Here is a 21,774-nt window from a genome sequence, read left to right as displayed (position 1 = left end):
AGCCCGCTCCCACAGGATTTGTGTTGGAACACTGCAGAACCTGTGGGAGCGGCGGTGCGACGATTCGACTTGCCCAACACATCGCGAGCCTCAAGGCCGGCCGAGCAAATGACTCATCGCCGTCTTCAGCTTCATCGGCCGCACCGGTTTGTGCATCAAGGTGTGCCCCAACTCACGAATCTGCAATTTGAGTTCATTGCTGTAATTGGCCGTGATCATCATCGCTGGAATGGCTGAGCCGCGTCGGGCGTTGATCCGCGCCACCGCATCCACACCGTTCTGCTCGTCATCCAGGTGATAATCGGCAATCAGCAAATCCGCCTCGGCGTGATAGTTGTCCACTTGCCGCGCCAGGTCCTGCTCCGACAACGCCGTCACCACCAGACAACCCCACCCTTCAAGCAAGGTACGCATGCCGGCACAAATCGCCGCGTCGTTGTCCAGTACCCACACCCGCGCGCCGCGCAGACGCTCGAGCATCGGCTCACTCATCAGCAGGTTCGGCAGTGCCTTGGGTGCCGTAGCGCTCAGCGGTACTTCGACGGAAAACATCGAACCCTTGCCCGGCCACGAACGCACGTGAATACGGTGCCCGAGAATCCCGGCAATTTTCTCGACAATCGCCAGCCCCAGACCCAACCCGCGATCCTGATCCGGACGTTGCACATCACCGCGTTTGAACTCCTGGAAAATCTCTTCCAGGCGGTTGTCCGCAATGCCCATGCCGCTGTCCCAGACCTCGATCGACAGGCGCTGATGATGCCGCCGACAACCGAGCACCACACGGCCACTGTAGGTGTAGCGAATCGCGTTGCTCAACAGGTTGCGCAGGATCCGTGCGAGCAATTGAATGTCACTGCGCACCAGCGCCGAACAGGGGATGAAATGCAGCTCCAGCCCTTCACTGCGGGCCACCTGGGTGTACTCGGCAGCGAGATTTTCCAGCAATTCGCTCAAGGCGAACGGCGCAATGTCGGCCTTGATCACCCCGGCATCGAGCTTCGAAATGTCCACCAGCGTGCCGAGCAGATTCTCCACGTCTTCCAGGGAATTGCTGACATTGCGCACCAGAATCTCGTTGGCCACCGGCTCCCGCCGTTCGAGCAAGGCGCTGGTAAACAATCGCGCGGCATTCAGTGGCTGCAACAAGTCATGGCTGACAGCGGCGAGAAACTTGGTCTTCGACAGGTTGGCCTGCTCGGCTTCGAGCTTGGCTTCACGCAGACGTGATTCAACCCGACGACGTTCGTCGATCTCGCGCAGCAGCTGATCATTGAGGTTCGTCAGCTCCGCCGTACGCTCACGCACCCGCAGTTCAAGGTTCTGATAGGCCTGGTGCAACGCCTCGGCGGTGCGGCGGCGCTCGGTGATGTCGCGGATCAACACGAAAATCCCCACCACCTCCCCGGTAGCCAGCCGATTGGGCACATAGGAGCGCAGCATGTAGCGCTCCTGGTTGTTGATGTTGGTTTCGGCGAACTCGAACGTCACGCTTTCACCGGCCAACGCCCGCGCCACGTAGGCCTCCAGGCGCTGGTAATGCTGTTCGCTGTGCACTTCGCGCAGGCTCTGCCCGAGCATCACGCCGCGAGGCCAGCAGTACCATTCTTCGTAGACCTTGTTGGTGAACTCGTAGACCAGATCGGCATTGAGGTAGGCGATCAGCGCCGGTACGTGGTCGGTGATCAGGCGAATCCAGCGCTCGCTTTCGCTCAGCGCTTCGGCGTGCTGATAGCGTTCGGTGATGTCGGTGAAGGTGTTGACGAAGCCGCCGGTGGGCAGCGGATGCGTGCGGATTTCCAGGACCCGGCCATCGTAGAGGCGCTGCTCGCATTCCTGCACCGGGCGCCCGTTGCCGTCGCGGCTGGCCGGGGTCAGCAGGTTCAACTCGCTGTCGGCGATCACTTCGGCGAACGGCCGATGCGCCGCCACCGGCGCAAGGCCGCTGAGCTCGAGAAAGCGCCGGTTCCACAATTCCAGAATGCCGTCGGCGTTGACCATCGCCACGCCTTGGGACAGGTTGTCGACCGCCCGTTGCAGCAAATGGGATTTCTGCGCCACCGCCTGCTCGCGGCGCATGGTTTCGCTGAGTTTGACGTCGGTGATGTCGGTGAAGAGGATCACCCTCCCGCCTTCCTGGGTCGGCCGTTCGCTGACTTGCAGCCAGCGACCGTCCTGCAAACGGAACAGCAGATTTTCGTCGGCCTGCCCGCGCGGTTCTTCGGTAAACAGGCCGGTGGACAGCATCAGCCGCTTGACCTCGGCCAGGCGCATGCCGGCGTTGATCCGCACCCGACTGTTGCCCCAGAACGCCTTGAAGCGGCTGTTGAACAACACAATCCGCTGCTCTGCGTCGAACAGCACAAAGGCGTCGGAGATGCTTTCGATGGCGTCAATCAAGTGTTGATGCGCAGTTTCCGCACGCAGGCGCGCTTCGCTGAGCAAATGGTTGCCTGACTTCAGTTCGGCCATGGCCTGGTTCAAGGCGTCGGTCCGCTCGCGCACCTGTTCGGCCAGCACTACCGAATGCTGGAAAGCCGCGTACGGGTCGTTGCCGCGAGTGATACCGGATTCGATCCGTTCGATCAGCGCGCCATTGATGCGCTGCAGTTTCTGGTTTTCGTGCCGCAGGCTGGCGATCTCTGCCTGAAGCTCAGCGATGTCCAGGGGACCGGCCTCGGGCAATGGCAACCCCGGTGAAGGTCTGGTTGATGTGCATGCCATTGAACTGTTCTCCGTAGGTGTTGAAACCCATCACCCGCTGGTCTCGCAAAAACGTGCCGATCTGCTCCAGGCTGCCGCCGTCTTCCAGTTCCATGCGCCTGAGAAAGCAGTCGCAGCCGATGGTCAGCAACAGGTCGCCGAGGCGGTCCTGCAAACCCTCGAACAGATTTTGCAGGTTCGGCAGCATCGGGCCGGGCGTCATGACCGTGAGGACGATGCCGTTTTCCACCGCACAGTAGAAACTCAGGCTCAGGTCCGGATGCACCTGCTGGATCGCCCGCACGTAATACTGATCGTTGATCCGCACCGCCAGCGGGTGTGCGGCGAAGACCCGGTGATCGAGCTCGGCCACGGGCACGCCGATGTGCCGGGCGTACTCCTCGGCGGCGGGTTCGGCATTCAGTTCGAAAACCCGGCGCGAAGCGCTGTCGGCTCCGGTGACGACCAGTTTTTCCGCCCGCGGCAGGATGTGGTGGGTGGTGAAGACTTCGAAATCCAGCCAGGTGTTGACCAGCACCACCACCGCCGCGCCACTGTGGAACTCGCCATTGAAATAGACGTGGGTATGGGTCAGGTAATTGTCGTCGCCGGCCGAACCGCCGAAATGCGGAATGTCGCCCAACGCCGCACTCAGCGCCGCGAGGACCATTTCTTCACGACTGGACAAACCATCAAGCAGGGTCAGGGCAAAGCTGTTGCCCTTGATAGGCGCCAGGGTGTTGCTGCGACAGCCACTGACCAGACGTTCGACCATTTGCTGGGCGTCGATCAGGCTGAATCGCTCCATCTCGGAGATCAGTTCGGCGTCGATGGAAAAATGCCGATGGTCGAAACCCACGGCCGTCACGCAGTTGCGACCGTAGCCCAACGGAGTGATTTCACCGGCGCTGGTGCAGCCGACCAGGCGAATACCGCCGAAGCTCTGTTGCAAGGCCTGACCCAGCGCCTGCAAGTCGTACTCGGCGGAACAGAAAAACAACACGAACCCCAAATGCGGATGCAACAGCTGCCGCGCCAGTTCCTGAGCCACCTGTTCGGCATCGGTCGACTGGGACATTGCACTGACGACACCTTCGCTCTGAACCTGCTGCATCGTCGCCTCCCGCAGGTGCGCATGTATGAGGTTGGAGTGTACGAAGGCTACGGGCTGCCACGTATGCTACTTGGGTAGCGGTCAGGCGGTTCGATGGGATGATATCTGTCCGGGTGTTCGATTTTTGTGGCGAGCGAGATTGCGCCCGCCGGGTCGCGAAACAGCCCCCAAAAACCAGCCGATGCGCGACCAGAATCGGGGGCCGCTTCGCGACCCGGCTGGAGCAAGCTCCCTCGCCACAGATGATCTAAATGTCAGCGGTTACCAGGTCAGCACCGCCCCCACTGCAAAGGTGTCGGTGTCTTCATTCTGCGCGCTGGTGTCGTGGCCATTGATTTCGAACTGGTTGTACTCGGCCACCAGCTTCAGGTTGTCGTTGACGTCATGAAACAGCGCAATGCCGCGAGTCTCGTAGTCCGCACCGCTGCCGACCACACCATTGCCGTCGTCCTTGGTCTTGCCGTAGGACAAGGCCAGGCGGTTTTTCCCCAGTTTGTACGAGCCCTGCAACAGGTAACCGTCACTGTCGACGTTGCGCAACGTCGGTTCGCCGGCGTTGTTGGTGAAGAACGGGTTGATGCCCTTGGCCTGGAAGCCGGAACCGGTCAGCGATAAACCGCCCATTTTCGCTTGAACGCCGTAACCGACACCTTTGGAGGTCACGGATTGCACCGTGGAATCGGTGTTTTCCGACGTCTGATAGCTGCCGTTGACCCAGCTGTAAATCTTCGCCCCGGCGAGGTCGAACTGATAGGTGACCTCGCTCTCGGTGCGCGGGTTTTCCTGATAGGCCTTGCCGGTCGGGCTGCTGTCGTTGGTGTCCACCGGGTCCATGATCCCCACCGCCACTCGCAAGCCGTCCATCACCGGGGTGCGGTAGGTGATCTGCGAGGTCGGGAACGGGTACGGATAACCGCTGCCGATGTTGCCGAACGACACTCCGCCACCGTCCACCAACCCCAGGGTATCGCTAACCTGACCGTAACCGGCGAGCAATTCATCGAGCAGGATGTTGGAACGGGCAAACAGGCCGAAGTCCTTGCCGATCAGCACCTCGCCCCATTCCGGGTTGGCTACCGTGCCGTAGAACTGCCGCACATCGATGGCTGTGTCGGTGCCGTTGGTTTCGCTGTCATTGATCGTCACCCAGAACGACGCCCGGGCGCCGAGCTTGAGATCATCGACCTGCTTGCCCATGTTGAAGCCCAGGTAGTTGGGCAGAAAGCCCATTTTGACCCGCGCCTGTCGACGATCGTATTGATCACCGGCGCGGTCCACATCACTGTTCACGTAAAACGCATTGATGTAGCCGTCGGTGGAAAATGTGGTCTGGTCCTTGTCGTACAGCATGATCTCGGCTTCGGCTATCGAGCTCAAACCGAGGGTCGACAGGCCGGCGATCAAGGCTGGCAAGTAACGATGCTTGAAATTCTTATTGTTGTGCATGACGCGCTCCGAGCGGGGGGACTGGATGTCGGAGGCGATTATCGAAAGCTGACCGGCGGCGTCATACGCTGCCTTGGAGGGGGTATTGAAGTGCTTTGGCGTGGCGGGTGGCGTGCAGCAATTTCGACGTAAGACCGGACCGCGACGAGGGCCCGGAACTTTGGGTGTAAGACGGCTAGAGTCCGGCTCTGAGCAGCATGTAGGCAGCGACCACGACGCAGACGCTGGCGAAGCCGATTTGCAGGGCCCTGGCCGGAAATCGGGCGCCAAGCTGCCGGCCAATGATCATGCCGACGATGCTCGCGACGATGAACGCTACGCCCAGACGGTCGATCCGCACCCCGGCCTGAAACGCACCGATCACGCCGATGGCGGAAATCAAGCTGATCACCATCAGGGACGTCGCCACAATCCCGCGCATCTGCACATCGGTCAGTTGCTTGAACGCCGGGACAATCAGAAAACCGCCGCCGACCCCGAGCAGCCCGGAGACCACACCGGTCACCGCGCCCAATGCCGCGAGAGTCGCAGTGCACTTGGCCGTCCAGGAAAAGCGCCCGGTCTGTTGATCGAGCATGCAGTTTTTCTGGCCCCAATTGGCGTGGCCGTGGTCGCTCGGGCCTTCGTCCTGGCGCTCGCGGCGCAGCATCCGCCAGGCCACCATGACCATCAGCAGGCTGAACAGAATCATCAGGATCCTTTCCGGTAACTGGTGGGCGAAGTAGATGCCGACCGGTGAAAAAATCGCCCCCAGCAATGCAATCAACAGTGCCGCACGGTAACGCACCAGGCCATGGCGCAACCCGTCAATCGCCCCGACCGCCGCCGCGCTTCCCACCGCAAACAAGGCGACGGGGGCCGCCTGAGTCATGGTAAAACCCAGCCCCAGCACCAGTGCCGGAACCGCAAGAATGCCGCCACCGGCACCGGTCAATCCGAGGACCAGGCCCATGACCACACCAAAAAAGCTTGCCAGCAACATAAAACGCTCGTGGTCCGTGAAAAGGGCCGGGAACGCCCGGTATCGATGACTGACAGGATAGAGCCCGCGCAGGTTTTTTCCTGCATTGAATTGATCGGGGCTGGTCAGCGCAGGGAAAATGAAACTACCCTGAACACCCGTCCCAAAAGAAACGGTCGCCATGCCCGCCTTGATTGAAGCCTTCCTCGACCCCGCCTCGTCGACCTACAGTTACGTGATCTACGAAGCTGATGGCGGCCAGTGTGCGATCGTCGACCCGGTGCTCGACTACGACCCGGCTGCCGGGCGCACCGCCACCACTCAGGCCGATAAAATCATCGCGTTCGTGGGTGAACATCAGCTGCAGGTGCAATGGCTGCTGGAAACCCACGCCCACGCCGATCACCTGTCCGCCGCGCCGTACCTGCGTCGGGAGCTGGGCGGTAGAATTGCGATTGGTCAGTCGATCAGCAAGGTTCAGGGGGTATTCAAGAACCTGTTCAACCTTGAGCCGGAATTTGCCGTGGACGGTTCGCAGTTCGATCATCTATTCGCCCCGGACGAATCGTTCATGATCGGTAACCTCAAGGCCACGGCGCTGCATGTACCCGGTCATACCCCGGCGGACATGGCCTATTTGATCGACAGCAGCGTCATTCTGGTGGGCGATACGTTGTTCATGCCGGATGTCGGCACTGCGCGCTGCGACTTCCCCGGCGGCAATGCCAGCCAGTTGTTTGCCTCGATCCAGAAGTTGCTGGCGTTTCCGGCCAGCGTGCGGCTTTACGTTTGTCACGACTATCCGCCTGAAGCGCGAGAGCCCCAATGCCAGACCACGGTCGGCGAGCAGCGCAAGCGCAACATTCACGTTCACGACGGCATCGACGAAGCCGCGTTTGTCGCCATGCGCACCCAGCGCGATGCGGGGTTGGGCATGCCGACGCTGCTGTTGCCAGCGATTCAGGTAAACGTACGCGCCGGGAATTTTCCGCCGCCCGAGGATAACGGCATCACTTACCTGAAAATCCCCCTGAACAAACTCTGACCCTTGTAGGCGCCGGCTTGCTGGCGATGGCAATCCCGAAGCCGCCATCGCCAGCAAGCCAGGCTCCTGCAGGTGTGTGGTGTTGAGTGAATCGGTGACAGGTCAATTGGCCAGGGTCAACCCGTTCGCCGGCAACGGCAGCGCAGTTTTATAGCGCACTTGCTTGAGCGCAAAACTCGAACGGATGTTGGCCACGCCGGGAACCTTGGTGAGGAAATCCATCATGAAGCGCTCCAGCGACTGAATGGTCGGCACCAGCACCCGGATCAGATAATCCGGATCACCCGCCATCAAATAGCACTCCATCACTTCCGGGCGATCCGAGATCGCCTCCTCGAAATGCTGCAACGCCTCCTCCACCTGTTTTTCCAGGCTGACGTGAATGAACACGTTCACGTGCAGCCCCAGCAGATCGGCATCCAGCAGCGTCACTTGCTCGCGGATCAGCCCCAATTCTTCCATCGCCTTGACCCGGTTGAAGCACGGCGTCGGCGACAGGTTCACCGAGCGAGCAAGGTCAGCGTTGGTGATGCGGGCGTTCTCCTGAAGGCTGTTCAAAATGCCGATGTCGGTACGGTCCAGTTTGCGCATGAGACAAAACCACCTGTTTTTTGTGTTTATGCAGATTTTTTATCCTCAAATGATCTCAAGCGCAACGAAACAGAGAGAAATATTCTTCTTGGCCGGGCCTATGATTGTTGTAGGACAAGATTTCCTCCACAGCGGAATGACGGTCAGCTCACTACAAGAAATTCACAAGATCGAGCGTAGAAGCCATGAACCAAGCGTACGAACCGCTGCGCCTGCACGTTCCCGAACCTTCGGGCCGCCCAGGCTGCAAAACCGACTTCTCCTACCTGCGTCTGACTGACGCCGGCACGGTGCGCAAACCCGCCATTGACGTAGAACCCGCCGACACGGCCGACTTGGCCAAAGGCCTGATTCGCGTGCTCGACGATGAGGGCAATGCCCTCGGTCCGTGGGCCGAAGGCGTCCCGGTCGAGATCCTGCGTAAAGGCATGCGTGCCATGCTCAAGACGCGGATCTATGACAACCGCATGGTCGTCGCCCAGCGCCAGAAGAAAATGTCGTTCTACATGCAGAGCCTTGGCGAAGAAGCCATCGGCAGCGGCCAGGCCCTGGCCTTGAACGTCGATGACATGTGCTTCCCGACCTACCGTCAGCAAAGCATCCTGATGGCACGCGAAGTGCCGCTGGTCGATCTGATCTGCCAACTGTTGTCCAACGAGCGCGATCCGCTCAAAGGCCGTCAGTTGCCGATCATGTATTCGGTCAAGGATTTCGGCTTCTTCACCATTTCCGGCAACCTTGCCACCCAATTCGTACAAGCCGTGGGCTGGGGCATGGCCTCGGCGATCAAGGGCGACACCAAAATCGCCTCGGCCTGGATCGGCGACGGTGCCACAGCTGAATCCGACTTCCACACCGCCCTCACCTTCGCCCACGTTTACCGTGCGCCCGTGATCCTCAACGTGGTCAACAACCAGTGGGCAATCTCGACGTTCCAGGCGATTGCCGGTGGTGAAGCCACCACGTTTGCCGGTCGTGGCGTCGGTTGCGGCATTGCCTCCCTGCGGGTCGATGGCAACGATTTTGTCGCGGTCTACGCCGCCTCTGCCTGGGCCGCCGAACGCGCTCGCCGCAACCTCGGCCCGACCATGATCGAATGGGTCACCTACCGTGCCGGCCCACACTCGACGTCCGATGATCCATCCAAATATCGCCCCGCCGACGACTGGAGCTGCTTCCCGTTGGGCGACCCGATTGCGCGCCTCAAGCAACATCTGGTGAAAATCGGTCACTGGTCGGAGGAAGAACACATCGCTGTCAGCGCTGAACTGGAAGCCGAAGTCATCGCCGCACAGAAAGAAGCCGAGCAGTACGGCACCCTCGCCGGCGGCCAGATTCCAAGCGCCGCGACCATGTTCGAAGACGTCTACAAAGAGATGCCGGAGCACTTGAAGCGCCAGCGTCAAGAGTTGGGGATCTGACATGAACGATCACAACAATAAAATCGAGTTGGAAACCGCCATGACCACGACCACCATGACCATGATCCAGGCCCTGCGCTCGGCCATGGATGTGATGCTTGAGCGTGACGACAACGTCGTGGTGTTCGGCCAGGACGTTGGCTATTTCGGTGGCGTGTTCCGCTGCACCGAAGGCCTGCAGAACAAATACGGTACCTCTCGCGTATTCGACGCGCCGATCTCCGAAAGCGGCATCGTCGGCGTTGCCGTGGGCATGGGCGCTTACGGTTTGCGTCCGGTAGCCGAAATCCAGTTCGCCGATTACGTATACCCGGCGTCGGACCAGATCATTTCCGAAGCTGCCCGCCTGCGTTATCGCTCGGCCGGCGAGTTCACCGCACCGATGACCCTGCGCATGCCTTGCGGCGGCGGCATCTACGGTGGCCAGACCCACAGCCAGAGTATCGAGGCGATGTTCACTCAGGTCTGCGGCTTGCGCACGGTGATGCCGTCCAACCCGTACGACGCCAAAGGCTTGCTGATCGCCTCCATCGAAAACGATGACCCGGTGATCTTCCTTGAGCCAAAACGTCTGTACAACGGCCCGTTCGATGGCCACCACGACCGCCCGGTAACACCGTGGTCGAAACACCCGGCCGCCCAGGTCCCGGACGGTTATTACACCGTGCCGCTGGACGTCGCCGCCATCACCCGTCCGGGCAAGGACGTGACGATCCTGACCTACGGCACCACCGTTTATGTGTCGCAAGTCGCCGCTGAAGAAACCGGGATCGACGCTGAAGTCATCGACCTGCGCAGCCTGTGGCCGCTGGACCTGGAAACCATCGTCAAGTCGGTGAAGAAAACCGGCCGCTGCGTGATCGTTCACGAAGCGACCCGTACTTGCGGCTTCGGCGCCGAACTGGTCGCCCTGGTGCAAGAGCATTGCTTCCACCACCTGGAAGCGCCAATCGAACGCGTCACCGGTTGGGACACGCCCTACCCGCACGCGCAAGAGTGGGCGTATTTCCCTGGTCCGTCCCGTGTGGGCGCGGCGTTGAAACGGGTCATGGAGGTCTGAATGGGCACGCACGTTATTAAAATGCCGGACATTGGTGAAGGCATTGCAGAAGTTGAATTGTCGGTGTGGCACGTCAAGGTCGGCGACATGGTCGTCGAAGATCAGGTGCTGGCCGATGTGATGACGGACAAGGCGATGGTCGACATCCCTTCGCCGGTGCACGGCAAGGTGATTGCGCTGGGCGGCGTGCCCGGCGAAGTCATGGCGGTGGGCAGCGTCCTGATCAGCATTGAAGTCGAAGGCGCGGGCAACGTTAAAGAGTCGGCTCAGCCTGTGGTTGCCGCCGCGAAAGAAGCACCGGCGCCGAAAGCCGAAGCCGTTGTAGAAAGCAAACCAGTTCCTGCTGCAGCGCCGCGAGCAGCCGTCTGCCAGGGCCCAATGGTGGCTCGCGAGGCCAACGAGCGTCCGCTGGCCTCCCCGGCTGTGCGCAAACATGCGTTGGACCTCGGCATTCAATTGCGTCTGGTACGTGGCACCGGCCCTGCCGGTCGCGTGCTGCACGAAGACCTCGACGCCTATCTGGTGCAAGGTCAGTCGAATGCATCGACCGCCACCACTGCGTATGCACAGCGTAACGACGAAGAACAAATCCCGGTGATCGGCATGCGCCGCAAGATTGCCCAGCGCATGCAGGACGCCACTCAGCGCGCTGCCCACTTCAGTTATGTCGAGGAAATCGATGTCACGGCCGTGGAAGAATTACGTGCCCACCTGAACGAAAAACACGGCGCGACCCGCGGCAAGCTGACCTTGCTGCCATTTTTGGTCCGCGCTTTGGTCGTCGCCCTGCGCGACTTCCCGCAGATCAACGCCCGTTACGACGACGAAGCCCAGGTCATCACCCGCCTCGGCGCGGTGCATGTCGGCATCGCCACTCAAGCCGACATCGGCTTGATGGTGCCGGTGGTGCGTCACGCCGAAGCCCGCAGCCTGTGGGACAACGCCGCAGAAATCTCCCGTTTGGCCAGCGCCGCGCGTAACGGCAAGGCCAGCCGCGATGAGTTGTCCGGCTCAAGCATCACCCTGACCAGTCTCGGCGCGTTGGGCGGGATCGTCAGTACGCCAGTGCTGAACTTGCCGGAAGTGGCGATCGTCGGCGTCAACAAAATCGTCGAACGCCCGATGGTGGTCAAAGGCCAGATCGTGATTCGCAAAATGATGAACCTCTCCAGTTCCTTCGATCATCGCGTGGTCGATGGCATGGACGCGGCGCAATTCATCCAGGCCGTGCGTGGCCTGCTCGAACAACCCGCCACCCTGTTCGTGGACTAATTATTAATGGAGCAGGCATGCAATCTCTGAACACTACACTATTGATCATCGGCGGCGGCCCTGGCGGTTATGTAACGGCGATTCGTGCCGGTCAGTTGGGCATTTCGACCATTCTGGTGGAAGGCGAATCGCTGGGCGGGACGTGCCTGAACATCGGCTGCATTCCGTCGAAGGCGCTGATCCACGTTGCCGAACAATTCCATCAGACTCAGCACCACAGCAAAAACTCGGCATTGGGTATCAGCGTTTCCGCGCCGACCCTCGACATCAGCAAAAGCGTCGAGTGGAAGGATGGCATCGTTGATCGCCTGACCACCGGCGTCTCGGCGCTGCTGAAGAAAAACAAGGTTCAGGTCATTCAGGGCTGGGCGAAAGTGATCGACGGCAAGACTGTTGAAGTCGGCGACACGCGGATTCAGTGCGAACACCTGGTGCTGGCCACCGGATCGAAAAGCGTGAATCTGCCGATGCTGCCGATTGGCGGACCGATCATTTCCTCCACCGAAGCCCTGGCGCCGACTGCTGTACCGAAACGCCTGGTCGTGGTCGGTGGCGGTTACATCGGTCTGGAACTGGGGATTGCCTATCGCAAGCTCGGTGCCGACGTCAGCGTAGTCGAGGCGCAAGATCGCATCCTGCCAGCCTACGACGCCGAACTGACCCAACCTGTTCACGATGAACTGAAAAAACTTGGCGTGAAGCTTTACTTGAAGCACAGCGTCCAAGACTTTGATTCTTCGAGCAATATGCTCCAGGTTCTGGAGCCGAGCGGCGACACCCTGAACCTGGAAACCGATCAGGTGCTGGTAGCCGTCGGTCGTAAACCGAACACCCAGGGCTGGAACCTCGAAGCGCTGAATCTGGACATGAATGGCTCGGCGATCAAGATCGACAACCGCTGCCAGACCAGCATGCGCAACGTCTACGCCATCGGCGACCTGAGCGGCGAGCCGATGCTTGCACACCGGGCCATGGCTCAGGGCGAGATGGTGGCCGAGTTGATCAGCGGCAAAACCCGCGAATTCAACCCGACCGCTATCGCCGCCGCGTGCTTCACCGACCCGGAACTGGTGGTGGTCGGCAAGACCCCGGACGACGTCAAGGCGGCGGGCCTGGACTGCATCGTTTCGAGCTTCCCGTTCGCGGCCAATGGCCGGGCAATGACGCTGGAATCGAAAAGCGGCTTTGTGCGAGTCGTCGCTCGTCGGGACAATCATCTGATTGTCGGTTGGCAGGCGGTCGGTGTGGGTGTTTCGGAATTGTCGACCGCGTTTGGCCAGAGCCTGGAAATGGGCGCCCGGCTGGAAGACATCGCGGGCACGATTCACGCGCATCCAACCTTGGGTGAAGCGGTGCAGGAAGCCGCGTTGCGTGCTTTGGGGCATGCGCTGCACCTGTGATTCAGAGAAAAGGATGGCGGCAGAGATGGCCCCATCGCTAGCAGGCTAGCTCCCACATTTGGAATGCGTTCTTCTGTGGGAGCTGGCCTGCTAGCGATTTCTTTCGGCCAACTTGATTTATCTGCCCGTCATCCGATAGTCCGGGCTGCGAAATGGGCCCGGAATGAAGTATTGTTGTCCCCATCCAAAAAACGTCAGAAGCCTTGAACCGTTTCGGCGGTTGTTAAGTGATAGAGGGTGTCATGGGTAACGAAAGCATCAATTGGGACAAGCTGGGTTTTGATTACATCAAGACAGACAAGCGCTATCTGTCGCACTGGCGTAATGGCGAGTGGGACAAAGGCACCCTGACCGAAGACAATGTGCTGCACATCAGCGAAGGCTCCACTGCCCTTCACTATGGCCAGCAGTGCTTCGAAGGCCTGAAGGCCTATCGTTGCAAGGACGGCTCGATCAACCTGTTCCGCCCGGACCAGAACGCCGCACGCATGCAACGCAGCTGCGCCCGCCTGCTGATGCCACAGGTGTCCACCGAGCAGTTCATCGAAGCCTGCAAGGACGTGGTCCGTGCCAACGAGCGTTTCATCCCGCCTTACGGCACTGGCGGCGCGCTGTACCTGCGTCCGTTCGTGATCGGCGTGGGTGACAACATCGGCGTGCGTACCGCACCGGAATTCATCTTCTCGATCTTCTGCATCCCGGTCGGCGCTTACTTCAAGGGTGGCCTGACCCCGCACAACTTCCTGATCTCCAGCTACGACCGTGCAGCTCCACAAGGCACCGGCGCGGCCAAGGTCGGTGGCAACTACGCCGCCAGCCTGATGCCAGGTTCCCAGGCCAAGAAGGCGCATTTCGCCGACTGCATCTACCTGGACCCGATGACCCACACCAAGATCGAGGAAGTCGGTTCGGCCAACTTCTTCGGGATCACCCACGACAACAAGTTCGTGACCCCGAACTCGCCGTCGGTCCTGCCGGGTATCACCCGCCTGTCGTTGATCGAGCTGGCCAAGACGCGTCTGGGCCTGGAAGTGGTTGAAGGCGACGTGTTCATCGATAAGCTGTCCGACTTCAAGGAGGCCGGCGCTTGCGGCACAGCTGCCGTGATCACCCCGATCGGCGGCATCAGCTACAACGACCATCTGCATGTGTTCCACAGCGAAACCGAAGTCGGCCCGGTCACCCAGAAGCTCTACAAAGAGCTGACGGGCGTACAGACTGGCGACGTCGAGGCGCCTGCAGGCTGGATCGTCAAGGTTTGACCCAGCGTTTCAAGCACTAAAAAAAAGCCCACCCCTCGCGAATGCGTCGGGTGGTTTTTTTGTTGGCCGGCCGTTTTTCAGCGCGGGTCACTTGCAGGCCAATCACCTTGTGATCCGCCCCCCACCCGACCGGTATCCTTTTCGATCCGGGTAAACAACCACTCAACAAACACCCGTGTCTGCGCCGTCACATCCGGCGCAACACCGTAGTAATAACGCGGCAACGGCATCCGTAACTCGGGCAACGGGCAAATCAGGCGACCGCTCGAAAGGTGGGTGCCCAGCAAGGAGGTCGGGCACAAGGCAATGCCCTGTCCATCCACGGCGGCCTCAAGCACCAGGTGCATGTGATCAAACTGCCGAGTGACCTGAGTGGCTGACTGGGTTTGACCAAAGTGCAGGGCCCAATTGTGCCAATCTTCGCGGCGCGCCTTGGCGGTCAGTAACGTGTGCCGGCCCAGGGACGCGAGGTCTTCAAGGGCCAGGCGCTGGATGAGCGTGGGGGCCGCGACCAGCAACAGCTCGTCTTCGAAGAGGGCTCGCGCCTCAATCGCCGGCGCCCAATCGTCACGACCACGGCGTATGACGAGGTCAAACCCGTCGCGCGCATGATCCGGTGCCTGGGTCTGGGTAATCACCTGCGGCTTGATGTCAGGGTGCTGCGCAATGAAATCCTCCAGCCTGGGCATCAGCCACAGCATGGCAAAAGAGGGACGGACATTGATCTTCACGGTCGGCAGCGAGGCATGTTGCTTGAGTGCAGCGGCGGCGTTGGCGATCTGCGCCAGTCCGGCACTGACTTGCTCATAAAAGCGCTGACCGGCCGGCGTCAGCACCGATTGACGGACACGCCGCTCGAACAGCAGCACCCCCAAGTGCTCCTCAAGCAATTTGATATGCCGGCTGACGGCACTGTGACTGACATGTAGCTCCTCGGCCGCCAGGCTGAAACTCTGATGGCGAGCAGCAACGGAGAAGGCGCGAACAGCATTAAGAGGGGGTAGTTGATTAGTCATGCGTCTAATTTAGTCACACATGCGCTGCATTAAAAGTGTTTGTCACGTCCACGCCGTCACGCCAATCTGCCAACACGCAGCCAGCACCACCTGACGGAGCAAGACATGAACAGCTACGGACTCTTTCTACTGTTTGCCACCCTGACCATTTTGAGCCCAGGGCCTGGCGTGGTGCTGACCCTTTCCAACGCGGTGCGCCACGGATGGACGGGGGCAGTGCCGGGCATTCTGGGGATCGCGTCGGGGGCGTTTGTCGTCGCCACCATCAGCGCCACCAGTGTCGGCCTGATCCTCAGCACCTCCGCCAACGCCTTTACCGCATTGAAATACGCAGGGGCCGTCTATTTGTTGTACCTGGGTTACAAAAGCTGGCGCTCGGATCGTTTCAGTACGCGGCTTGAAACGCGCCCCTCAAGTCCGGGCTATCGCTTTCTTGAAGCGGCTTCCATCCAGTTCTTGAACCCCAAAGCGGTGTTTTTCTTTCTGGCGGTGTTCCCGCAATTCATCGACACCTCGGCGCACTTCTCCACCCAGTTTTTCAAGCTCGTCGCCTCCTACGCCGTACTGGTTGTCCTGGTGCATGGCAGCTATGCCTTGCTCGCCAATGCAGCCAAAGGCTGGTTATCGAGCCCGAAAGGTTCCTGGCTGGCGGCGAAAGTCTCGGGCGTGACCTTCGCCGGTTTCGGCGTGCTGATGGCCTCGGCCAGTCGTTAAGGCGCAGAACTGATGATCGCGCGGCGCTTGGTCTCGGTGGACGCGAGTTGTGCTGTCGTTACCTGAACCGGCAGTTCAACGGCAAACCGGCTGCTGAATTCCTTTCGCCCCGTTGCCGTCAACGTCAGCGCCCGACTGTCCAGATCCTGAGTCACCCATTTGCGCTGGATCGCCGTCTGCAGCAACGCCGCCCCCAGTGAACCGCCCAGATGCGGCCGGCGCATGCTCCAGTCCAGGCAGGGACAGGCGAACCGCCGGCGCAGGGTGTTCAGGTCCTTGACCTCAATGCCCAATCCTTCAAACAACACTTCGCCGCTGTCGCTCAGCCGATAAGCCTGCTCATCGGTTTCCAGCAACCAGCCTTTTTCCAGCAGCCGGTCATGCAGCAACACCGCCAGCGTGCCAGCCATGTGGTCGTAGCAGGTGCGGGCAAATTGCAGGCGGTCCGGGGTGCGCGGGCTGAAGGTCGGCGCGCTGTTCTGGCCGATCACCATCAATGCTTCCAGTGCCTGGGCCACGCGTTTGTCCGCGAGGCTGTAATAGCGATGGCGCCCCTGAACGTGCAGACGCAGCAGTGCCAGTTCCCTGAGTTTCGCCAGGTGCGCGCTGGCGGTGGAAGCGCTGACCTCGGCAATCGCCGCCAGCTCGGTGCTGGTGCGGGCGTGTCCGTCCATCAACGAACACAACATTCTGGTCCGGGCCGGTTCGGCAATGGCCGCCGCTACGTGTGAGACACCGAGGTCGTGTTGTTCTGCGTTCATATTTCGCTCCCGGACGAATCAAGCCCCTTTCGGACTGGAGATAGTAGCAACACTTTCCCCACCACGAACAAGGACGCGCCCCATGGACCCGATCATCGCTGCGACTCACGCCGATCCTTATCCTTATTACGCGCAGCTGCGCGCTCAGGGCGGACTGATGTTTCACCAGGGACTGAAACTGTGGGTCGTCAGCAGCGCCAAGGCTGTGGCGGCGGTGCTGGCGCATCCTGACTGTCACGTTCGGCCGACGCATGAGCCGGTGCCCAAGGCCATTGCCAGCGGCATGGCCGGCAAGGTTTTCAGTCAGTTGATGCGGATGAACGAGGGCGAACGCCAGCGTTGCCCGCGATCAGCGATACAACCGGCGCTGGCGCTGATTGACGTGGAGGAAGTCAACGCACTGGTCGGCGCGCGCTTGCTCAGTCCGGACGCCGAAGGGCTGCACAAGGCAATGTTCCTTGGTCCGGTGTGCGTAGTGGCAGCGTTGCTGGGATTTTCGCCCGCACAGGCTCGGGTAATCAGCGAGCTGACCGGGGATTTCGTCGCGTGCCTGTCGCCCCTCAGCGATCAGGCGCAACTGGACGCTGCCCATGCGGCGGCGGAACAGCTGAGCGGCTACTTCATTGAGTTGCTGGATGATCCGGACAACCAAAGCGCCTTGCTCGCCGGTATTCGCCAGCGGTTTGCGGCTTCCTCCGACACCGATGCAATGATCGCCAATCTCGTCGGCCTGCTTTCCCAGACCTATGAAGCCACCGCAGGGCTGATCGGCAACGCGTTGTTGGCGCTGATTCGAAACCCACAGTGGTTGAACGATTCGATCAACATTGACGACCTGGTGGCCGAAGCCCAGCGCTTCGATCCTTCGGTGCAGAACACCCGTCGGTTCGTCGCCGCCCCCTGTGAAATCGAAGGCGTAGCGCTGAATACCGGAGACGTGATCCTGGTGCTACTGGCCTCAGCCAATCGTGACCCGCAACTCAATGAGCAGCCTGACACGTTCATGTTCGAACGTCCGCAGCGGCGCAGTTTCACCTTCGGTTCAGGGCGGCATCATTGTCCGGGGCAGGTGCTGGCACTGAGTATCGCCAGCGCCACGTTGACGCAGGCTCTGGCGTCGAAACCCGCACTGGACCGATTGACCTGGCACTACCGCCCTTCCCTCAACGGCCGGATCCCACTGTTCTCGTAAAGTGCACGCTATTAGTTACATGGCGTCAAAGGTGTAATGACTGGCAATGCGTTTATCGCGAGTGACTTTCTCCATAGAGTCACTCTGATAAACGTCAGCGAGGCGCCATCGATGCAAACCCAACTGGACAAGTCCCTCAATGCTTTTGCGCGAGCAGACCTCCTGCAAGGTCCAACACCCATTCAGCGCGCCGAACGTATCGAGCAGCTATTGGGCCTGGAGACCCGGGGAACCCGCCTGTTTCTCAAGCGCGACGATCACATGTTGCTGGGCGGTGGCGGCAACAAGCTGCGCAAACTCGAATTCCACATTGGTGCTGCGCAGCAGGCCGGCATCGATACGGTCATTACCGTGGGCGGCGTTCAGTCCAACCATGCGCGACTGACCGCGGCGGTCTGTGCGCGTTTGGGCATTGACTGTGAATTGATCCTCACCCGCTCCGTCCCCAAATCCGAGGTGGATTACGAACTTAACGGCAACGTTCTGCTCGACCAATTGTTTGGCGCACAGCTACAAGTGCTTGCCGCAGGCACCGACTCACTCGCCCGGGCCGAGACTCGGGCGGCGCAACTTCGGGAATCAGGGCGCAAGGTGTTGGTGATTTCCATGGGTGGCTCAACCCCGCTGGGCAGTCTCGGCTATGCGCGTTGCGCGGCGGAAATCGCGGAGCAGGAGACGGCGCTCGGCCTCACCTTCAACCAAGTCGTGGTGCCCAACGGCAGCGCCGGCACCCACGCCGGGCTCGCGAGCGGTTTCCAGTTGCTGGGCCGAGGCACAGCGGTCGTCAAGTCTTACTCGGTGTTATCGGATCGAGACTCGTCAGCGACCCGAACCCTGAAACTGACCCAGGACACCTTGGCGTTACTGGGCAGCGACGCCATCGTACGGCCCGAGGACATCGTGATTGACGGCAGTCAGTTGGGCGAGGGTTACGGTCTGCCGACCCAGGCCATGCAAGACGCCGTACGCCTGATGGCTCGCGCCGAAGGTTTGCTGATAGATCCGGTGTACTCCGGCAAGGCGTTTGCCGGGTTGGTGGCGGATTTCAAGCAGGAACGTTTTCGCGACGGGGACAACGTGCTGTTTGTAATGACGGGCGGGACACCGGGGTTGTATGCGTATCGCGAGACGTTTCAGGGTTAGCGACGCCAGATTGAGCGCGTTATCGTTCATCGCCAGGCCGGCTCCTACAGGTACTGCGCTGCCCCTGAAGGAGCCGGCTTGCTGCGGGCGGCGTTCCGACGATGGGGAATGACTAGTGACACATCGTTTTCGCGCGTACATCTACGGGAAAACGCCCTCCACCATTGCCAACAACTACGTCCGCTCAGGAAAGATCAATCGAGTCGAACTTGTAACAGCAGGCATGTTTTCAGATCCGTCCTACAGCCAGGAATAGCCTTAACGAGATAGCGTCCGCATCGTTCTCAACGGATGAAACAAGGACGCTCATGTCTCGCAAAATAGACATCCCACGGGTTCAAAACCCACCATCAGGTGATGGGCATCACATCACCACCCGATACATGACCGCCACTGAACTGGCGGAGCGGGATGCCAGACAAAAATCCTATGACGACATGATGGCCCGGCAGCAGGCCTACGAAGATCGTCATATCAGGCAGCCTCTGCGGGAAAATCGGACCAAGGGTTGTGTGTTCACCAAAAGTTGCAACCTCCCGGACGGAGTAATCAACCACGACAACCCAGCGGGATTTGTTCCTGTCGAGAAACTGACTGACTACGGAAACTTCTCTCTTCTGGGTGGTCGCGAAAGGGACGCAGCGGGAAACATTCCTCTCAAAAAAATCAGCGGTGGTGCGTTACCCGGTTCACTTGGAACGCTTTTCTTGGGCGGGGTTGGAACGACTGGTTTCGGGACCACTGTTGCCGTGGGTCCAGGAATAATGACTGCTGGTCTTGCTGCCGGCGCTTTGGCGGGTGTCGTTGCGCTGCTCTGGCCGTCCAGTCTCGGGGACAGTTCCCTATATTCAGAAGAACAGCTCAAGTCACTCAAGGAAGGTCGTTCACGTATCCGCCTGTATGTAGAACAACTGGCCGATGGCACTTTAAAGGGCTATGGGTACAACACCCAGACGCGCAGAGATTGGGAAATGATTCCGGTCGTGCAGTTCATAACTCAAGACTCTCAACAGGTGGCTGACTTTGGTAACGGGATAAAACTGATATGGACACCCGCCGCAGACCCGTCCGGCAATTCGGGAATCCCAGCGCTTGAAGGCGCTCCACAAGCCCCGCACATCTGGATTTATCCGCCTACACCGGCTGCAGACAGCATCATCGTCAATCCGATCTACCCGCCGGAATACAAGGATTTCATTCTTGTATTCCCGGCTGACTCTGGTGTGCAGTCGCTGTATATCGTGATTTCAAGACCTGCCCTTGGCGGTGATATAAAGTACCACCGGCCCCCGCTGTCATTACCTGCATTCCCAGATGCCCTCCCTGTTAAATCGAAAAGCAGTGTTCAGGGCGGTGGAGGCAAACGAAGTCGGTGGAAGGACCGAAAGGGGCGAATATATGAATGGGACAGCAAGACAGGTGCCATAGAGATTTATGACAAGCAAGGTAAGCATATTGGAGAGTTCAACCACGAAACAGGGGAGCAGATAGATCCCGCAACTCCCGGTAGATTCACCGCGAAATGAATAAGGAAAATAGCTATGTTTTTATGGATTAGTGGATTTTTAAAAGGTGACGTTGAGGATGACTCATTAAAATACCAACTTACCGTTCGGCCAGAGTTTGAAGCCTTGGTAATGGAGGTGCTTGGATGGAAAAGTCTTGATGAGTGCGCGGATGGAGAATGGTTGCTAACTAGCGAGCAGGTCCAGCGACTCGTTCTAGCTCTCAATGAGCAGTTGCCGACAGAACTGGATCTATTCATAGGGGTAAGAAGTTAGAGAGGTGAGTCTTCTCTATCAAGATCCATCAATAAGCCACGACGAAACGGTCAGTCTTCTTGATAGCGGCTTAGAAGCGGATGTTGTCTCCGCATTGATTTCCATTGGCTTGAATGAGCAGGACAGAATCTGGGCTCAGACCATTTGCTTGAATTACCTCGACAGCAGCAGCGAACGGGTCGTGGCATCGGCTATCACATCGCTCGGTCATATAGCCCGCAGACACGGAACATTGGATATGAACACGGTGCTTCCCGCCCTCGATACTGCGAAAACAAAATTCCCGACGCTTGAAGCGACGGTTGCTGACACGCTAGATGATATTGAGACTTTCATCTGACTCGCTAAATCAAAATCGGAAATTCTCCTCTTCCAGAACATAGAACCTGCCATCACCTCTAAGCTAGATGACAGGTTTGTGTTTTCAGGCCACAACCAACAAATCAATCATCCCGCGTCAGCACTTCCAGCAATTCAATCTCGAAAATCAGGTTCGAATTCGGCGTGATCTTGCCCATGGTTCGCTCGCCATAGGCAAGGTGCGCTGGCACCCGCAACTTGCGCTTGCCGCCGACCTGCATGCCCATGATGCCCTGGTCCCAACCCTTGATAACCCTACCCGTGCCAATCACACACTGGAAAGGCTTGCCTCGGCTGTAGGAAGAATCGAATTCGGTACCGTCTTCCAGCCAGCCACGATACTGGGTGGTGATCAGTGCACCTTTGACGGCGGCTTTGCCGTTGCCCGGCTCGATATCGATGATTTGCAGTTCGTCGTTCATGCTTCTACTCGTTTACGGTCGCCCGGTCCGGGGCGCGGACGGAGGTTTTCGCAGAATTCGGCGCCGAAGGCAATCCATGGAACTGAACCCTCTGCACCCACTCACATGAG

The 21,774-nt window shown here is 59.6% G+C and carries 20 protein-coding genes; 12 read left to right on the top strand and 8 right to left on the bottom strand.

Translation table 11 applies throughout. The features are described from left to right. Window positions 1–90: 90 nt before the first annotated feature. The 4 genes from nahK to F8N43_RS04400 all read right to left on the bottom strand — a co-directional run bounded on the left by nahK (window position 91) and on the right by F8N43_RS04400 (window position 6,245). Window positions 91–2,724 (bottom strand): hybrid sensor histidine kinase/response regulator NahK/ErcS', encoded by a 2,634-nt coding sequence (gene nahK / locus F8N43_RS04415; protein ID WP_412070965.1) that lies wholly within the window; start codon window positions 2,722–2,724, stop codon window positions 91–93. Further along, entirely contained in the window at window positions 2,654–3,817 is a 1,164-nt protein-coding gene (gene nosP / locus F8N43_RS04410) for a nitric oxide-sensing protein NosP (protein ID WP_150630480.1), read from the bottom strand. Before nosP ends, nahK begins: the two co-directional genes overlap by 71 nt. A 261-nt stretch (window positions 3,818–4,078) precedes the next feature. Continuing rightward, a complete protein-coding gene (locus F8N43_RS04405) occupies window positions 4,079–5,263 on the bottom strand; it encodes a porin (protein ID WP_150630479.1) in 1,185 nt (394 codons plus the stop codon). A 175-nt stretch (window positions 5,264–5,438) separates the two neighbouring features. Then, window positions 5,439–6,245: a sulfite exporter TauE/SafE family protein gene (locus F8N43_RS04400; RefSeq protein WP_150630478.1), complete on the bottom strand. Its 807-nt coding sequence runs from the start codon at window positions 6,243–6,245 to the stop codon at window positions 5,439–5,441. 160 nt (window positions 6,246–6,405) lie between these two features. On the opposite strand from F8N43_RS04400, the gene F8N43_RS04395 reads away from it, so the two are divergent. Next, window positions 6,406–7,269 carry an MBL fold metallo-hydrolase gene (locus F8N43_RS04395; protein WP_150630477.1) on the top strand — a complete coding sequence of 288 codons (864 nt, stop codon included), beginning with the start codon at window positions 6,406–6,408 and terminating at the stop codon, window positions 7,267–7,269. Between the two features lie 102 nt (window positions 7,270–7,371). Here the strand turns inward: F8N43_RS04395 and bkdR are convergent, their stop codons facing one another. Then, the gene (gene bkdR / locus F8N43_RS04390) at window positions 7,372–7,860 is read right to left on the bottom strand and encodes a Bkd operon transcriptional regulator BkdR (protein WP_017339472.1); all 489 of its coding nucleotides are present in this window, start codon (window positions 7,858–7,860) and stop codon (window positions 7,372–7,374) included. A gap of 185 nt (window positions 7,861–8,045) precedes the next feature. Between bkdR and F8N43_RS04385 the strand changes: the two genes are divergently transcribed. The 5 genes from F8N43_RS04385 (at window position 8,046) to F8N43_RS04365 (ending at window position 14,275) form a co-directional block, all read left to right on the top strand. Next, a complete protein-coding gene (locus F8N43_RS04385) occupies window positions 8,046–9,281 on the top strand; it encodes a 3-methyl-2-oxobutanoate dehydrogenase (2-methylpropanoyl-transferring) subunit alpha (protein WP_150630476.1) in 1,236 nt (411 codons plus the stop codon). Window position 9,282: 1 nt separating this feature from the next. Then, complete coding sequence (locus tag F8N43_RS04380; protein WP_150630475.1) at window positions 9,283–10,341, top strand: alpha-ketoacid dehydrogenase subunit beta; 1,059 nt, start codon at window positions 9,283–9,285, stop codon at window positions 10,339–10,341. Continuing rightward, window positions 10,342–11,613 (top strand): dihydrolipoamide acetyltransferase family protein, encoded by a 1,272-nt coding sequence (locus F8N43_RS04375; protein ID WP_150639985.1) that lies wholly within the window; start codon window positions 10,342–10,344, stop codon window positions 11,611–11,613. It abuts the gene before it with no gap. Window positions 11,614–11,630: 17 nt separating this feature from the next. Then, window positions 11,631–13,013, top strand: a complete 1,383-nt coding sequence (lpdA, locus tag F8N43_RS04370) for a dihydrolipoyl dehydrogenase (protein ID WP_150653266.1) — start codon at window positions 11,631–11,633, stop codon at window positions 13,011–13,013. A 242-nt stretch (window positions 13,014–13,255) separates the two neighbouring features. Continuing rightward, the gene (locus F8N43_RS04365) at window positions 13,256–14,275 is read left to right on the top strand and encodes a branched-chain amino acid aminotransferase (protein WP_150630472.1); all 1,020 of its coding nucleotides are present in this window, start codon (window positions 13,256–13,258) and stop codon (window positions 14,273–14,275) included. Between the two features lie 77 nt (window positions 14,276–14,352). On the opposite strand, the gene F8N43_RS04360 is transcribed toward F8N43_RS04365, so the two are convergent. Then, window positions 14,353–15,291 (bottom strand): LysR substrate-binding domain-containing protein, encoded by a 939-nt coding sequence (locus F8N43_RS04360; protein WP_150653265.1) that lies wholly within the window; start codon window positions 15,289–15,291, stop codon window positions 14,353–14,355. A 105-nt stretch (window positions 15,292–15,396) separates the two neighbouring features. On the opposite strand from F8N43_RS04360, the gene F8N43_RS04355 reads away from it, so the two are divergent. After that, entirely contained in the window at window positions 15,397–16,005 is a 609-nt protein-coding gene (locus F8N43_RS04355; RefSeq protein WP_150630470.1) for a LysE family translocator, read from the top strand. Here the strand turns inward: F8N43_RS04355 and F8N43_RS04350 are convergent. Beyond that, on the bottom strand, window positions 16,002–16,766 hold the full coding sequence (locus F8N43_RS04350; protein WP_150653264.1) for an ArsR/SmtB family transcription factor: 765 nt from the start codon (window positions 16,764–16,766) through the stop codon (window positions 16,002–16,004). The genes F8N43_RS04355 and F8N43_RS04350 overlap by 4 nt on opposite strands. 82 nt (window positions 16,767–16,848) lie before the next feature. Between F8N43_RS04350 and F8N43_RS04345 the strand changes: the two genes are divergently transcribed. The 5 genes from F8N43_RS04345 (at window position 16,849) to F8N43_RS04325 (ending at window position 21,222) form a co-directional block, all read left to right on the top strand. Continuing rightward, a complete protein-coding gene (locus F8N43_RS04345) occupies window positions 16,849–17,958 on the top strand; it encodes a cytochrome P450 (protein WP_150630468.1) in 1,110 nt (369 codons plus the stop codon). A gap of 111 nt (window positions 17,959–18,069) precedes the next feature. Next, window positions 18,070–19,101: a D-cysteine desulfhydrase family protein gene (locus tag F8N43_RS04340; RefSeq protein ID WP_150653263.1), complete on the top strand. Its 1,032-nt coding sequence runs from the start codon at window positions 18,070–18,072 to the stop codon at window positions 19,099–19,101. Between the two features lie 308 nt (window positions 19,102–19,409). Continuing rightward, window positions 19,410–20,627, top strand: coding sequence for a colicin E3/pyocin S6 family cytotoxin (locus F8N43_RS04335; RefSeq protein WP_150653262.1), 1,218 nt, complete (start codon window positions 19,410–19,412; stop codon window positions 20,625–20,627). 15 nt (window positions 20,628–20,642) lie between these two features. Then, window positions 20,643–20,882 (top strand): pyocin S6 family toxin immunity protein, encoded by a 240-nt coding sequence (locus tag F8N43_RS04330; protein WP_150653261.1) that lies wholly within the window; start codon window positions 20,643–20,645, stop codon window positions 20,880–20,882. A 4-nt stretch (window positions 20,883–20,886) separates the two neighbouring features. After that, complete coding sequence (locus F8N43_RS04325) at window positions 20,887–21,222, top strand: hypothetical protein (RefSeq protein WP_150636248.1); 336 nt, start codon at window positions 20,887–20,889, stop codon at window positions 21,220–21,222. A gap of 103 nt (window positions 21,223–21,325) precedes the next feature. Here the strand turns inward: F8N43_RS04325 and F8N43_RS04320 are convergent, their stop codons facing one another. After that, complete coding sequence (locus tag F8N43_RS04320) at window positions 21,326–21,664, bottom strand: FKBP-type peptidyl-prolyl cis-trans isomerase (RefSeq protein ID WP_150636246.1); 339 nt, start codon at window positions 21,662–21,664, stop codon at window positions 21,326–21,328. Between the last annotated feature and the right edge of the window lie 110 nt (window positions 21,665–21,774).

The sequence above is a fragment of the Pseudomonas fluorescens genome (genome assembly GCF_902498065.1).
Taxonomy (GTDB): Bacteria; Pseudomonadota; Gammaproteobacteria; order Pseudomonadales; family Pseudomonadaceae; genus Aquipseudomonas; species Aquipseudomonas fluorescens_BJ.
This window is presented reverse-complemented; position numbering and strand designations above follow the sequence as displayed.

Excerpts from the sequence above, each read along its gene's own strand:
- nahK (WP_412070965.1), bottom strand. The coding sequence starts at position 2,724 with ATGGCATGCACATCAACCAGACCTTCACCGGGGTTGCCATTGCCCGAG.
- nosP (WP_150630480.1), bottom strand. The coding sequence starts at position 3,817 with ATGCAGCAGGTTCAGAGCGAAGGTGTCGTCAGTGCAATGTCCCAGTCG.
- F8N43_RS04405 (WP_150630479.1), bottom strand. The coding sequence starts at position 5,263 with ATGCACAACAATAAGAATTTCAAGCATCGTTACTTGCCAGCCTTGATC.
- F8N43_RS04400 (WP_150630478.1), bottom strand. The coding sequence starts at position 6,245 with ATGTTGCTGGCAAGCTTTTTTGGTGTGGTCATGGGCCTGGTCCTCGGA.
- F8N43_RS04395 (WP_150630477.1), top strand. The coding sequence starts at position 6,406 with ATGCCCGCCTTGATTGAAGCCTTCCTCGACCCCGCCTCGTCGACCTAC.
- bkdR (WP_017339472.1), bottom strand. The coding sequence starts at position 7,860 with ATGCGCAAACTGGACCGTACCGACATCGGCATTTTGAACAGCCTTCAG.
- F8N43_RS04385 (WP_150630476.1), top strand. The coding sequence starts at position 8,046 with ATGAACCAAGCGTACGAACCGCTGCGCCTGCACGTTCCCGAACCTTCG.
- F8N43_RS04380 (WP_150630475.1), top strand. The coding sequence starts at position 9,283 with ATGAACGATCACAACAATAAAATCGAGTTGGAAACCGCCATGACCACG.
- F8N43_RS04375 (WP_150639985.1), top strand. The coding sequence starts at position 10,342 with ATGGGCACGCACGTTATTAAAATGCCGGACATTGGTGAAGGCATTGCA.
- lpdA (WP_150653266.1), top strand. The coding sequence starts at position 11,631 with ATGCAATCTCTGAACACTACACTATTGATCATCGGCGGCGGCCCTGGC.
- F8N43_RS04365 (WP_150630472.1), top strand. The coding sequence starts at position 13,256 with ATGGGTAACGAAAGCATCAATTGGGACAAGCTGGGTTTTGATTACATC.
- F8N43_RS04360 (WP_150653265.1), bottom strand. The coding sequence starts at position 15,291 with ATGACTAATCAACTACCCCCTCTTAATGCTGTTCGCGCCTTCTCCGTT.
- F8N43_RS04355 (WP_150630470.1), top strand. The coding sequence starts at position 15,397 with ATGAACAGCTACGGACTCTTTCTACTGTTTGCCACCCTGACCATTTTG.
- F8N43_RS04350 (WP_150653264.1), bottom strand. The coding sequence starts at position 16,766 with ATGAACGCAGAACAACACGACCTCGGTGTCTCACACGTAGCGGCGGCC.
- F8N43_RS04345 (WP_150630468.1), top strand. The coding sequence starts at position 16,849 with ATGGACCCGATCATCGCTGCGACTCACGCCGATCCTTATCCTTATTAC.
- F8N43_RS04340 (WP_150653263.1), top strand. The coding sequence starts at position 18,070 with ATGCAAACCCAACTGGACAAGTCCCTCAATGCTTTTGCGCGAGCAGAC.
- F8N43_RS04335 (WP_150653262.1), top strand. The coding sequence starts at position 19,410 with ATGTCTCGCAAAATAGACATCCCACGGGTTCAAAACCCACCATCAGGT.
- F8N43_RS04330 (WP_150653261.1), top strand. The coding sequence starts at position 20,643 with ATGTTTTTATGGATTAGTGGATTTTTAAAAGGTGACGTTGAGGATGAC.
- F8N43_RS04320 (WP_150636246.1), bottom strand. The coding sequence starts at position 21,664 with ATGAACGACGAACTGCAAATCATCGATATCGAGCCGGGCAACGGCAAA.